The organism is Burkholderia sp. AU16741 (genome assembly GCF_002223345.1).
Lineage (GTDB): Bacteria > Pseudomonadota > Gammaproteobacteria > Burkholderiales > Burkholderiaceae > Burkholderia > Burkholderia sola.
Genome location: NZ_NKEZ01000011.1, coordinates 917,946 through 930,586, shown reverse-complemented (window position 1 = coordinate 930,586; position 12,641 = coordinate 917,946). Strand labels below are relative to the sequence as shown.

The following is a 12,641-nucleotide window of genomic DNA, read 5'->3' as shown; positions in this document are numbered from 1 at the left end:
CCGTCGACCCGTGCGCGCACTTGCGCGACGAGGAATGCACTGGTGCGGCCCGGCAGGTCGGTGAAGACCGGTACGGCTTGCGGCTGGACGGTGACGACGCCGACTTCCGGCGTTTGCGGCGGCGGTGCCGATTCTTTTTTTCCGCACGCGGCCAGGAAAACGGCAGCCGTTGCGACAGTGATTAAGCGGTATGGAACCCGTTCGACGCGCATGGAGCGACCTCTCACAATTAGACGACCTTCAATGGGAATCACCAGATCTCCTCATGGTCCTGACGCGCGGCGAACCTGCAGCTTCCAGTTCGCCGCGGATGCGGACACGTGTTGCGGATGTGCGTTGCACCCTGCGGAGCGTTCGTTCGCCGAACTGCTTCCGAAAAAAGAATGGCGAGCCCGCAGCCCTGGCGGGCGCGCGTTGCCGCGGGTTCGGCCAGACCGCTAGCGCGCGGGCCGGAATGCGGCGCCGACGAATTCGATGAACGCACGCGCGGCGGCCGGCAGACGTGCGGCACGTGCATGCGCGAGCTTCAGCGTGACGGGCGCGAGCGGATGGAGCGGGGCCACGCGCACCAGCGTGCCGGCCGCCAGATCGGCATCGACGAGATACGCGGGCAGCACCGCCGCACCCATGCCGGCCACGGCCAGCCGCCGCGCCATCTCGAGATGGCCGACGCCCGTATTGCCGGCCGCCACGCCGGATCGGATCCCGGCCGCGGGGTCATCGTCGGCCGCAGGCAACTCCAGCCGCACGGTCGCGATGTCCGGCCAGTCGCCGGACGCAGCCGCGCCGCCGTGCGCGGCGACGTAAGCCGGCGCCGCGACGCGCACGGATTCGTACGCGGCCAGCGTATGCAACGCGTGCGCGCCGGACACCGGCATGCCGTCGGTCAGGAACGCGACGTCGATGTCCTCGCTAGTCAGGTCGACGTGGGCATCGGTCAGCGTCACGGTCGGCCGCACGTCTGGAAACCGGTGCACGAAACGATCGAGCAGCGCGCTCAGTTGGCTGAGCCCGAACGCGACCGGCGCGGCCACGCGCAATACGCCTTCCGGCTTGCTGCCCATCGCGACGAAACGGCCGTCGATCTCGTCGATCGCACCGAGAATCCGCTCGACGCGCGCGAGATACAGCTCGCCGATTTCCGTCAGCGACTGGTGGCTCGTGCTGCGTTGAAGCAGGCGCGCACCGAGGCGCGTTTCGAGCGCATCGACCAGCCGGCTCGCCATCGCCGTCGACACGCGCAACCGCGTCGCCGCCCGGCGAAACCCGCCTTCCCTTGCCACCGTCACGAATGCCCGAATCGATTGAAGTTGGTCCATTTGTCCGGATTTCCCTGCGCGGACGACTGCCCGTCTACCTGCACCCGACGCCGCGTCACAGCCGGCCCGCATCGGCCTGGCCAATGCGGCGGCCCCGACACCGGCTCAGCCGGGTCGGTCGGGACGTTCGCAACGCACAAGCGCGGCTTGCAACGGACGCAAACCGGCCTCGGTAAGCCCGATGCACGATCGTTCAATAGCAGTCCTGAGTCTTTCCCGGCGATTCGCGGCGGCAACGCATGCGGCAAGGCCGGCGGCGGCCGCGCGTCACGCGGGCGGGGTTGCCCGCATCATCCGGGCACGCCGAATCGCATTTCCTTCAGCAGGTGCAATGGTAGGGAAACCGCCGGCAAATGGCTTGCCCGATCCTGCGATTGTTTTGCCTTAATTTCCGAATTTGTGCGCCGCACACCATGCGACGACAGGCGACGCGGCCGCCGACCATGCAGGTCCGGATGATCGGGCTAATTTCGGACAGGTTTAGGCAATCCCGCGCACGCAACTGGCCGTACGATGTGACCGCCGTGCCTGCGCGCCGGCAGCGAACCGCAGCGCGCGCATTGCATCGCCCACTCCGCCAACCGCTCACGCAACATGGAAATCGACGCCCGAACGCCGCCGCAACCGCGCCACCCACCGGATCACGATGCTCGATCGGCGGCCCGATCGCCGGCTGCCCGGCTCGCGGCGCTGATCGCTGCGTACGCGCCGCACGACGGCATGTTCGACCTTCCGCTGCGCGGCATGCGCGTCGCGCGCGCGTCCGCGCCGCCGCCGCAGTGGAGCCACGGCGTGCACCACGCGTGCCTGAGCATCGTCGGGCAAGGCGCGAAGTCGATGCGGGTGGGCGAGGATACCTACACGATCGACGAATCGCGGATGCTGGTCGCCACGGCCGACCTTCCCGTGACCGGACGCGTGACGCGAGCGAACCCGGCCGAGCCGTTTCTTTACGCGCAGCTCGAACTCGATCCGCACCGCATCGCGGCGCTCACGCCCGTCGTCTTTCCGCGCGGGCTGCCGAAAGCCGTCGACTCCCGCGCACTCGACACGCTCGATACGACGCCCGAAATCGTCGACGCCGTCGCGCGGCTGATGCAACTGATCGCACGACCGGACGACCTCGACCTGCTCGCACCGCTGATCGTCGACGAAATCCTCATCCGGCTGCTGCGCGGCCCGTCGGGTGCGCGCGTCGCGCAGATCGGCGACGCCGATTCGACGACCCAGCGCATCTCGCGCGCCGTCGCCTGGATTCGCGACCACTATCTCGATCCGATGGCGGTCGACGCGCTCGCGCGCCAGGTGGAGATGAGCCCGTCGACCTTCCACCATCACTTCCGTGCGGTCACGTCGATGAGTCCGTTGCAATGCCAGAAGGTGCTGCGGCTCCAGGAGGCGCGCCGCCTGATGTGCCTGTCGGCGATGGATGCGCGGCAGGCGTGCCGCAGTGTCGGCTATGTAAGCGCGTCGCAATTCAGCCGCGAATATGCACGGCTGTTCGGCGATGCGCCGGGCCGCGACGTCGCGAGGCTGCGCGGCGAAGCGGTGCCGCTGTCGCGCGTCGCACCATGAACGGGTATCGCATGAAAACGCTTTCGTAAGGACGTGCCGGTGGCCGGGCATCGCTGTCCGGACCGCTCCGCGCCCATGCATTCGTCGCCTGCCTTCAACGCAGTACTGCGAATTATTTAAATTGAACCGAAAGACAGGGCTCGGCACTCACGCATCGATCATGCGTGAATCAGGAATGACGGGACACGCAGCAAGCGTTCAACGCAGCCTCGTCGGCGGCCAGCATCTCCGGCACGCATTCCCGCAGGAAATCGACGAACGTGCGGATCTTCGCATCGAGATACTGACGCGACGCATATAACGTATAGGCCGTCAGCTTCTGCAACCGGTAATCGGGCAGCACGCGCACCAGCGCGCCGCTCGCGAGCGCGGGCAGCGCAGCCGACATCGGCAGCGAGCCGATCCCGAGCCCCGCGCGCAGCGCGGTGCCGAGTGCATCGGCGATATTCACCTGGAAATCCGGCGTCGGCAATTCGACCGTTTCGCGGCCGTTCGGGCCGTCGAGATGCCAGCGGTCGCGCGGAAACAGCGGCGTGACGAGCCGCAGGCACGCATGCCCGGCGAGATCGCTCACCGCGCGTGGCGTGCCGCGCGCCTTCAGATAGTCCGGCGACGCGCACAGCACGCTGCCCACGTCGCCGAGCCGCTGCGACACCAGCCCGGAATCGGGCAGCTCCGTCGTGCTCAACTGCAGCGACACGTCGTAGCCTTCGTCGATGATGTCGGGCACGTGCTGCGACAGCGTCAGCTCGACCGCGACCGACGGATAGCGTTCGCGGTAACGCACGACCGCGGGCATCACGTAGGACTGGCCGAAACTCGTCGTCGCGTGAACGTGCAGCCGTCCGGACGGTTTCGCCTGTGCATCGGCCGCCTCGGCTTCCGCTTCGTCGATATAGCCGAGGATGCGCTGGCAGCGGTCGAGATACCGTTGCCCGGCATCGGTCAGCGCGATGCGGCGCGTGCTGCGGTTGAGCAGGCGCGTGCGCAGATGCGTTTCGAGTTGCGAGACCGAACGCGACGCATAGGCCGTCGTGATGTCCAGACGCTGGGCCGCGCTCGTGAAGCTGCCCTCTTCCGCGACCCGGACGAAAATGCGCATCATCTGTAACGTGTCCATCGACCTGCCCCCGGGGATTGTCACGTCGCGCCGCCGTGCGGCCGGGGCGCCGGCAGCACCGGCACACGCCGGTCTGGCGCGAATTGTGCGGAACAGTACAGCAGCGTTGCAGGCGTGTCCAGTTCGCCGTATACGGCACGATCCGTGCTGCCGAATCGTGCCGCGGAGCCGCTCGCCGCGCCGCATCCGGGCCGGGCGGGCCTGCGTATCGAAGGTGCCGACGGGCCAACCGCGGCAGTCGGCAAAACTACCCGCCGACCATGATCCCGCTTTCGATCGACGCGCTGCGCATCTCGCGCATTACGCGGCGGCCGCCACGTCGAACGGATTGCGCAACACGATCGTGTCGTCGCGCTCCGCGCCGGTCGTGATCATCGAAACCGGCGCGCCCGCCACGGCTTCGATACGCGCGATGAAGTCCTGCGCGGCCCGCGGTAGCGCCGCGCGCTCGCGCACGCCCTTCACCGAGCCTTGCCAGCCTTCGAACCGTTCGTAAACCGGCTTCGCGCGCGACTGCGCATCGAGGCTCGCGGGCAAATGATCGACGCGCGCGCCGTCGAATTCGTAACCGACGCACAGCCCGATCGACTCGAAACCATCGAACACGTCGAGCTTGGTAAGCGCCAGCGAATCGATGCCCGAGATTCTGACCGCCTGACGCAGTTGCGCGGCATCGAGCCATCCGCAGCGTCGCGGCCGCCCCGTGTTGACGCCGAACTCCTGTCCGCGCGCACGCAGCATTTCGCCGGTCGCGTCGATCAGCTCGGTGAGGAACGGTCCGCCGCCGACCCGCGTCGCATACGCCTTCGTCACACCCAGCACGTGGCCGAGCTTCGTTGCACCGAGCCCGGTGCCGGCCGCCGCGGCCGATGCCACGGTGCCCGACGACGTGACGAACGGATAGGTGCCCCAGTCGATGTCCAGCATCACGGCCTGAGAGCCCTCGAACACAATACGTTCGCCGCGATCGGTCGCGTCGTTGAGATCGGCCCAGACCGGACGCAGGAACGGCAGGATCTTCGGTGCAAGCGCGACGAGTGTCGCCAGCATCGCGTCGCGATCGTATTCGTCGAGCCCGAGGCCTCGGAACCACGCGTTGTGATGGTCGACGAGCACGTCGAGTTTGGCCGCGAGCCCGCCCGGCTCCGCGAGATCGCCGACACGCAGCCCGCGACGCCCGACCTTGTCCTCGTAGGCCGGCCCGATCCCGCGCAGCGTGGTGCCGATGGGTTCGCGACGCAAACGCTCCTGCGCCTCATCGATCGCACGGTGAATCGGCAGCACCAGCGTCGCGTTCTCGGCGATCGACAGGTTCTCCGGCGTTACCGACAGCCCGAGCGCGGCCATCCGCCCGATTTCCGCGAGCAGCGCTTCGGGATCGAGCGCCACGCCGTTGCCGATCACGCCGCGCTTGCCGCGCACGATGCCGCTCGGCAGCAGAGCCAGCTTGTACGTGTGGCCGCCGACGACCAGCGTGTGGCCCGCGTTGTGACCGCCGTTGTAGCGTGCGACGAGATCGGCCTGCGCCGCCAGCCAGTCCACGACGCGCCCCTTGCCTTCGTCGCCCCATTGGGCGCCCACGACCACCACGTTCGACATGCTCCGTACTCCATGTGAGAAATTCAGACACTCGTTCGGCCCGGTTGGCCGTTTGTGTGCCATATTGGCGGAGCATGATCATCCGATCAAACGATTAAACCTGAACCGTCGTGTGAGTAAATGTCACGCGAAACGATGCAATGGCCCGACGACTCCCTCCGTTGAATTCGCTGCGCGCGTTCGAAGCCGCCGCGCGGCTCGGCAGCTTCACGCTGGCCGCCGACGAGCTGTGCGTGACGCACGGCGCGATCAGCCGGCACGTGCAGCAACTGGAAGCGTGGCTCGGGCGGCCGCTGTTCGAGCGCCACAACCGGCGCGTCGAACTGACCGCCGCGGGCCGCGCCTACCTCGCCGAGGTCGGTGCTTCGTTCGACCGGATCGCGCTTGCCACCGCGCAGCATTTCGGCCACGCGCAGCAGCGCGTGCTGCGCGTCAGCGCGCCCGCGACGTTTTCGTTGCGCTGGCTCGTCCCGAAACTGTCGTCGTTCCAGGTCGCGCATCCGGCCATCGAGGTGCGGCTGTCGACGTCGAACGAGCCGATCGATAAGCTGCGCGACAAGGTCGACCTGATCGTTCGCGGCGGCCCACAGGCCATCGACGGGTACGTCGCGGAGGAATTCCTGTCCGAAGTCCGGCTGCCGGTGTGTGCGCCGAAGTTGCTGGAGGGCCGGTCACTCGACACGCCTGCCGATCTCGCCGGCTTCACGCTGTTGCACGCGGCAACCTATCCGGGCATGTGGCCGGAGTGGCTGGCGGCGGCCGGGCAGCCGAATCTCGTACCGCGGCATTCGCTCACGCTCGAGCATTTCTACCTGACGCTGCAAGGCGCGCTTGACGGGCTCGGCGTCGCGATGGGGCCGATCGCGCTCGTGGCCGACGACATCGCGGAAGGCCGCCTCGTGCAGCCGTTCAGCGAACCGGCACTGCCGCCGTGGCGCTACTTTACGTATGTGGCGTCCGCGCGCGCGGACGACGATGCCGTACGCGCGTTCAAGAACTGGCTGAAGGCAACGGGCAGCGCGACGGCGTCGGGCGGGCGGCGCTGACTGTCCCTGCCTGGGTGTCGTACATCTTCACGACACGAAGGATTCCAAATCGAATTGGAAAAACGTGGGGAATGAGTTTGCCTTCGTGCATCGCGCGACCGCGACGCATGCGGCAAGCCGCGGATCGAACCGTGGCTTGCCGCCGGACGACGCTTACTGGCTTGCAGCGCCGGCCTTCTTCTCCGCGTTCTGCAGATTTTGCGGATAGTTCGGATCATTGGCCGCCGGCTTGTAACCGGCGTCTTCGAGTTTCTTCAACTCGGCGGTGTTCTTCGCACGCGCAGCCTTGTGTTCGGCTTTGCGTTTGGCCCTGGCTGCCTTACGCGCTTCGCTCTTCGCGGCCTTGGCGTCCTGTGCGGCCGGCGCGCTAGCGGTTTCCTGCGCAAACGCCGGCGCCGCCGAGCCAAACAGGAAAGCGGCTGCGGTAGCAGCCAGCGTGAGTTTTCTGATCTGGATTCGCATCGCTGAACTCTCTTTTTTGATGACTATCACGGTTTGAAAAACCATCGAGATACCGCCCCTGCCCTGACTGGTCGTCATGTCGCAGTCAGGACCTGAGCATCATAACCGTGTCGCAAAAATTATGGCGTCAACGTGCTGACGGAATTGGGGATACACGTATGGGAGACGACGCGGTCGGTGCGCTCGATGACGGCAACCGCGGTACTCGATGCGGTGCGACGCGCCGATGGGCGTTTCACTGGTGGTGATATCGATACGCTCATGCGCGACGTGAGGATCGTCGTGCTTTCACGATCACCGCAGCAGCAGTCGATCAGTGCGCAACGTTATCGGTCGATGCCGCTCGGGCGACGGTTTCTCCCATAAACGACCACGATTCGTTTCTCGACGGTCGTCGTGGCGTGCGGTGATCCATTCGGTACCGCTTGCCGCACTGTGGTGCGGAAGGTTGCCTCTGTGTGGAGACAAAGCGGGTTGTCGACCCGCAGGTCTGACGAAAAAGGCGGGGCTGCGCGAGCGGTGAAGACATCGGCCCGAGTGGCTGCACGAATGCGCTGAAACCGCTCATGAGCGTGCAGCGCTCGTCGGTGGATATGTCCATCGCCAGGAGGCCTGTCCGTCTGTGCAACCGGCTTGCCGACCCTCAGGCGTCACACTGGGATGCCGGTCGTTTCTTGTTTGCGATGGTTCCTTATGTGGACGAGGGTTGAGATCCACACAGCTTGCTTATACCTGTGCCCCGGCCCGGTCGGTGAGCTTTTACGGGAATCCGGTCCTTCGGAAGGTGAGCATGTTCGGGAGCATCGAGGAATTCGATTGCGGTGAGTTTCGGCACGCACGACATCTTCACGTTGGCTCGCAACGATGCCCACGGACCGAGCAGGACTTCGCTGGTGGTGTTCCAAAGGTAGAAAAACGGACGGGATGCGGGATGGAAAACAGCCGGGATCGGATTCCTTCGGGCACAGTCCACAGGCTAAATTTGGCGAGCGGCATCACAGGCAATCGACAAAACTTTGTCCGGAGACGAGGCCGCGCGAGTACAAAAAACCATTCGCGGGCAGTCCAGGATGATTTCGAACTGCTGTGGAGGATGCCACTGGATTCGCCCGGCTCGTCAGTCACAGGTTCAGAGGGTGTCACGAGGCGCGGTTTGGAGTCCCATAAACGGGAACCTCTCCGGCGAATCTGGGAATTTCCTCCCATAAGTTTCTACGTTTCACCATTTGTGAGTGGGCACTTACCTCTTCGGAAGGCCTTGTCAGACCTAGAGCCTTCTAGAGACGGTATGTCAAACAAGGCCAACTAGGCCTGTATCGAGGAATCTTGACGGTGGATGTCCCACAGACGACTCCCATGGGTAGCGGTTTATGGGGTTCGTCTTTCTGTGCAAGCACACGTGTGTTTACATCTTTGGTAAACCACGTTTACTTCTTTAACTACTTTTAGACGGCTCACAGTCTTGTCTGGTAAGGCTTTGAGGGGTGTTCGGTACCCATTTATGGGAGCACAGGTGGAAGGGTTTGGGGCTTCAGGTCTGTGGATTTGGGGGTTGGGGTACCGTGTTGTGGGGAAACAGGGTTGTGGATATGGGGCCAACGTATCCGCTTATGGGAAAGCGACCGTAAATCGCGATGGGTAGTCGTCTATGGGAACACATGAAGGTAGCCTTTTATGGGGTGCTTTTCCTGGTTGATTGTCCGGAACATGCACAGCGATTTTCCTTGGGTAGCCAGTTATGGGGGATCTGGAAGGTACCTATTTGTGGGAGCCGGTCTTGACCAATTTGCTGCCATTCGCTCGAAGGCTCCGTGAAGATTTCCCATAGACAGGGCCGATGCCACGGACAGGTTACCTTCTATGGGGAAAACGAATGGTTGCCGTTTATGGGGGCGATTTACACCTTCAAGCCGGAGAGCGACGCTGTCGACCATGCGGACAGGTACCCGCCTATGGGAATCGACGAAGGTAGCCAGTTATGGGAGAAAACGGCGGCCGTGTTGCGAGGCACCACGAATCTTCCCCGCGATCTCGATTCCGCTCGTTTGCCCCCATGGATGGCTACCTTCGCGCGGCAAATCTTGTGCCGGGTTGCCCTGCCGGTCCAAGAAAGGTAGCAGCTTCTGGGATGTATTTTGATCAAAAGGTAGACGGATATGGGGCTCTGAATAAGTCGCCAAACGCGAATTTTTCCTTATTTCTCTGATAGTTGGATCAGATAGTGAAAGTGATGCTGGAGCAAGGGCGTTGCTCCGTCGCGCGAAAAGGTATAAAGTCCGCTCTCAATAAGGCAACCTTACCCGGACACCACGATGCCGCGCAAGCCAGCAAGCAAAGGCTCAGACAAACAGGTTTCGCTGTTTCAGACACCCGAGCCGCCCGACTTGCTGCGCAAGGCGGTTCAGGCGATTCATATCGCGCCGAAGTCGGGAAAGATCGGTCTGCAGCAGCGCAAGATGTTCAGCTCGCTGATCAAGAATGCGCTTCGGCAGGAGGCGTTCGAACCGGGCCGGACGAGCTTTTCGATCTCGATCGCATCGCTGTCGCACGAGAGCGGGCTCAACAGCAACAACACCAAGTACGTGAAGGATACGGTCAACTCGTTGATCAGTACCGTCGTCAACTGGGACTACCTGGCCGCGGACCGTTCGACGGTCTGGAAAGCGTCGGGCCTGCTCGCCGGCGCGGAACTCGAGCAATCGGTGCTGAAGTACAGCTTCTCCGACCAGATTCGCAGCGAATTGCTCAATCCCGAAATCTACGCGCTGATCGATATGCGGATCGCTCGCGAGTTCCGGCGATCGCACTCGCTCGCGCTGTGGGAAAACACGGTGCGCTACGAAGGGATCGGCATCACCGCGAAGATTCCGCTGCCGAAATTCCGTGACCTCATTCTCGGTCAGGACAAGGCATCGCAGTCCTACAAGGAATACAAGCTGTTCAAGAGCAAGGTCCTGGTGCCGTGCATTCAGGAGGTGAACGAAGTATCGGACCACACGCTCGAGCTGATCGAACACAAGTCCGGCCGCAGCGTGGAAGCCGTGCAGTTCAAGGTGACGCGCAAGCAGAGCACCGATACGGTCGAAGACGGTGACGTCAAGAACGAAGCGCTGGTCGAGGAGGTCGCGAAGTTCGGCATTCCGCGTTCGGAGGCGCGCCGGCTGATCACGCAATACGGCGTACAGCGCATCAAGGCGGCGATCGCCTATACGCTCAATCGGACCACGAAGAAAAATGCGGCGCCGGTCGACAACGTCGCCGCGTACTTCCGCAAGGCGCTGACGCACGGTTACACGCTGGCCGACGGCCAGGGAACCGAAGCGGCCGCACCGGCGAAGGAATCCGCGCAGAGCAAGCAGGAACAGATTCGCGACAAGTATCTGGCGGCGAAGGTCGAGGAAGCCGGCGCGTATTTCCGCGAACTGGAGATCGACGACCAGACCAAGCTGATCGAGCGTTACAACGAGACGGTGGCGGGTTCGAAGGACCTGACGCTGTCACCGAAGAAGAAGGCGAGCAAGCTCGCGCAGACCAGCTTCTTCCGATGGCTGGCGCTCGATACGTGGGGCGAGCCGACTTCGGACGATCTGCTCGAATTCCTGCTCAAAAGCAGTCTCGCAGGCAACTGAACGCGGCCTCGCCGTCGCACGCGCCGTGCGCCGGACCTGTTGCGGTCCGGCTTCACGACGCAGCGCGAAGGCGAGGCGTTTTTGCGGCGGCGCGTTACTTTGGCGTGGCCGCCGCCAGATCGGCGACGTATGCGTCGATGACGGTCTTGAGCTTGTCGGCAAGCGCTTCCTGGTGGGACGCGTCGACGCCCTTGAGTTGCAGATCCAGACGTCCGTCCGGATAAGTCTTCAACTGGCCGATCGCGCGCGATTCGAGCGCGAAGTCATGACGGACGCTATAGCGCGTGCGGCCGGCCTTCCTGGCGCCGTCGCTCTGCGTACGCAGGAAGTTCTCGAGATCGCGGACGGATTTTTTCCGGTCGATCACGGCCGTCAGCAGCCGGTCGGCCGTCGGCTCGCCCAGACGTTCGAAGATCAGCTTCAGGAAGTACGCGGCCTGCAGACCGACCACGTCGTTCGCACTCGCCATCCGCTCCAGCAGCGTGTTCGGCAGCGCGTTCAGCGACAGCGTCTTGCTGATCGATGCCTTGTCCTTGCCGATTTTCTCCGCCAGCGTGTTCTGGTCGGCAAAGACTTTCTCGTCGAGGAGACGTTTCCACGCAACCGCATCGTCGAAGATCGTCTGGCGTTCGTGATCGTGGTTCGCCCGATACGCGATCGTATAGAGCTGCTCGGGCGTGTGATCCGTGCGGAACGTCGCATTGATCGTCTCGTCGCCGTTGATGCTCGTCGCACGCAGCCGGCGTTGGCCATCGATCACGACGAGCTTGCCGGGGAATTCGGGAAGCCGCGTGACCTTGATCGGCTCGATCTGCCCTTCCCGTTTCAACGTCAGTGCGAGCTCGTGCAGGCTCGACTCCGAGTAGAACACGCGCGGGTTGAACGGGTTCGGGATGCAGTCCTTGACCAGCACCTTCTGCGGCGCGCCTAGATCGGGCGTACCGGTGGGCGCGGTTGCGATCGGTGCGCTGGCGGGTGCCGCTTCGACGGCGGCAGTCGGTGCGACCGCCGGCTCGGGTAGCCGCGTTTCGAGCGCCGCGTTTTCCTGCGCGAGGCCGCGCAACAGGCCGGCTGCCAGATGCAGGTTGCCGGTCGGTTTCTTGTCTTTCGAGGTGTCCTTAGCCATGGGCGGCTCCGGTAGCGCGCGTCGACGCGATGTATTGGGCCATTTCCGTGACCAGCTTTTCGATTTCCGCGCGGGCTTCCTTCAGGCCCTTCAGGTATCGATTGTGGTGATGGATCGTGGTGCCGAGCGCGAACGTCTGACGATAGACCTCGCGTTGCGCGATCTGGCTGTCGAGCAGATGCTCCCCTATTTCTTCAGCCCGTAAAATTTTTAAAATTTCTTCACGCATTTTAGTTTTTCCATTAACGCTATTCAGCATTAATGCGGAAGAAAGTTGAGGATTTCGAACGGCTCGCATCGACTCGATCATGCGGATCATCGCGACCGTGCTGTACAGATCGGCTGGCGACGGCGAAAGCGGCACCAGGCAGAAGTCCGCCACTTCGAGGACGGAGGCAATACGCGGGTCTTCCAGGTTGCCGGGGCAGTCGACGACGATCACGTCGTAGTTCGCGTCCTGCTTCCTGATCTCACCACCGATGCCGCGACCGGCAGGCGCCAGCGACAGGACTGTCATCGGAAGCGTGTTCTCGCCACTCGTGACCCACCGGACGGAGGTGCCTTGAGGATCGGCATCGATCAGTGCGACCTTGTTGCCGCCGGCTTCGAAGGCCGCTGCGATGTTGACGGAGATGGTTGTCTTTCCAGTACCACCTTTTTGATTACTGACGGCGATCTTGAAAGCCATTGAATTCCTCCAAGGAGTTTTGCGTAATATATGCAGTTATTCGTGGAATGTCCAGGTAAGTGTTCAATACCGTCTAT

General features: G+C 63.5%; 9 protein-coding genes and 1 pseudogene. 3 read left to right on the top strand and 7 right to left on the bottom strand.

Features of this window, described 5'->3' with window-relative positions; all coding sequences use genetic code 11:
• Together CFB89_RS33300 and CFB89_RS33295 are read right to left on the bottom strand one after the other, a co-directional pair.
• A pseudogene (locus CFB89_RS33300) lies at positions 1–212 on the bottom strand (efflux transporter periplasmic adaptor subunit); the annotation flags it as partial.
• A gap of 225 nt (positions 213–437) precedes the next feature.
• Positions 438–1,319 (bottom strand): LysR family transcriptional regulator, encoded by an 882-nt coding sequence (locus CFB89_RS33295; RefSeq protein WP_089471662.1) that lies wholly within the window; start codon positions 1,317–1,319, stop codon positions 438–440.
• A gap of 720 nt (positions 1,320–2,039) precedes the next feature.
• Here CFB89_RS33295 and CFB89_RS33285 point away from each other — a divergent pair.
• Complete coding sequence (locus CFB89_RS33285; protein ID WP_256979835.1) at positions 2,040–2,894, top strand: AraC family transcriptional regulator; 855 nt, start codon at positions 2,040–2,042, stop codon at positions 2,892–2,894.
• Between the two features lie 169 nt (positions 2,895–3,063).
• On the opposite strand, the gene CFB89_RS33280 is transcribed toward CFB89_RS33285, so the two are convergent.
• Together CFB89_RS33280 and CFB89_RS33270 are read right to left on the bottom strand one after the other, a co-directional pair.
• Positions 3,064–4,014 (bottom strand): LysR family transcriptional regulator, encoded by a 951-nt coding sequence (locus CFB89_RS33280; RefSeq protein WP_089471660.1) that lies wholly within the window; start codon positions 4,012–4,014, stop codon positions 3,064–3,066.
• Positions 4,015–4,314: 300 nt separating this feature from the next.
• Entirely contained in the window at positions 4,315–5,613 is a 1,299-nt protein-coding gene (locus CFB89_RS33270; RefSeq protein WP_089471658.1) for an adenylosuccinate synthase, read from the bottom strand.
• 140 nt (positions 5,614–5,753) lie between these two features.
• Between CFB89_RS33270 and gcvA the strand changes: the two genes are divergently transcribed.
• A complete protein-coding gene (gene gcvA / locus CFB89_RS33265; protein ID WP_089471657.1) occupies positions 5,754–6,659 on the top strand; it encodes a transcriptional regulator GcvA in 906 nt (301 codons plus the stop codon).
• A 153-nt stretch (positions 6,660–6,812) separates the two neighbouring features.
• On the opposite strand, the gene CFB89_RS33260 is transcribed toward gcvA, so the two are convergent.
• A complete protein-coding gene (locus CFB89_RS33260) occupies positions 6,813–7,121 on the bottom strand; it encodes a hypothetical protein (protein WP_089471656.1) in 309 nt (102 codons plus the stop codon).
• A gap of 2,312 nt (positions 7,122–9,433) precedes the next feature.
• On the opposite strand from CFB89_RS33260, the gene CFB89_RS33245 reads away from it, so the two are divergent.
• On the top strand, positions 9,434–10,750 hold the full coding sequence (locus CFB89_RS33245) for a replication initiation protein (protein ID WP_069619691.1): 1,317 nt from the start codon (positions 9,434–9,436) through the stop codon (positions 10,748–10,750).
• A gap of 94 nt (positions 10,751–10,844) precedes the next feature.
• On the opposite strand, the gene CFB89_RS33240 is transcribed toward CFB89_RS33245, so the two are convergent.
• Both CFB89_RS33240 and CFB89_RS33235 read right to left on the bottom strand, forming a co-directional pair.
• Entirely contained in the window at positions 10,845–11,876 is a 1,032-nt protein-coding gene (locus CFB89_RS33240; protein ID WP_089471654.1) for a ParB/RepB/Spo0J family partition protein, read from the bottom strand.
• A complete protein-coding gene (locus CFB89_RS33235; protein ID WP_089471653.1) occupies positions 11,869–12,564 on the bottom strand; it encodes a ParA family protein in 696 nt (231 codons plus the stop codon). The genes CFB89_RS33240 and CFB89_RS33235 overlap by 8 nt, the downstream gene beginning before the upstream one ends.
• Between the last annotated feature and the right edge of the window lie 77 nt (positions 12,565–12,641).

What these genes read in the sequence shown, in the direction of transcription:
- CFB89_RS33295 (WP_089471662.1), bottom strand. Translation starts at nt 1,319, where the DNA reads ATGGACCAACTTCAATCGATTCGGGCATTCGTGACGGTGGCAAGGGAA.
- CFB89_RS33240 (WP_089471654.1), bottom strand. Translation starts at nt 11,876, where the DNA reads ATGGCTAAGGACACCTCGAAAGACAAGAAACCGACCGGCAACCTGCAT.
- CFB89_RS33285 (WP_256979835.1), top strand. Translation starts at nt 2,040, where the DNA reads ATGTTCGACCTTCCGCTGCGCGGCATGCGCGTCGCGCGCGCGTCCGCG.
- CFB89_RS33245 (WP_069619691.1), top strand. Translation starts at nt 9,434, where the DNA reads ATGCCGCGCAAGCCAGCAAGCAAAGGCTCAGACAAACAGGTTTCGCTG.
- CFB89_RS33270 (WP_089471658.1), bottom strand. Translation starts at nt 5,613, where the DNA reads ATGTCGAACGTGGTGGTCGTGGGCGCCCAATGGGGCGACGAAGGCAAG.
- CFB89_RS33260 (WP_089471656.1), bottom strand. Translation starts at nt 7,121, where the DNA reads ATGCGAATCCAGATCAGAAAACTCACGCTGGCTGCTACCGCAGCCGCT.
- gcvA (WP_089471657.1), top strand. Translation starts at nt 5,754, where the DNA reads ATGGCCCGACGACTCCCTCCGTTGAATTCGCTGCGCGCGTTCGAAGCC.
- CFB89_RS33235 (WP_089471653.1), bottom strand. Translation starts at nt 12,564, where the DNA reads ATGGCTTTCAAGATCGCCGTCAGTAATCAAAAAGGTGGTACTGGAAAG.
- CFB89_RS33280 (WP_089471660.1), bottom strand. Translation starts at nt 4,014, where the DNA reads ATGGACACGTTACAGATGATGCGCATTTTCGTCCGGGTCGCGGAAGAG.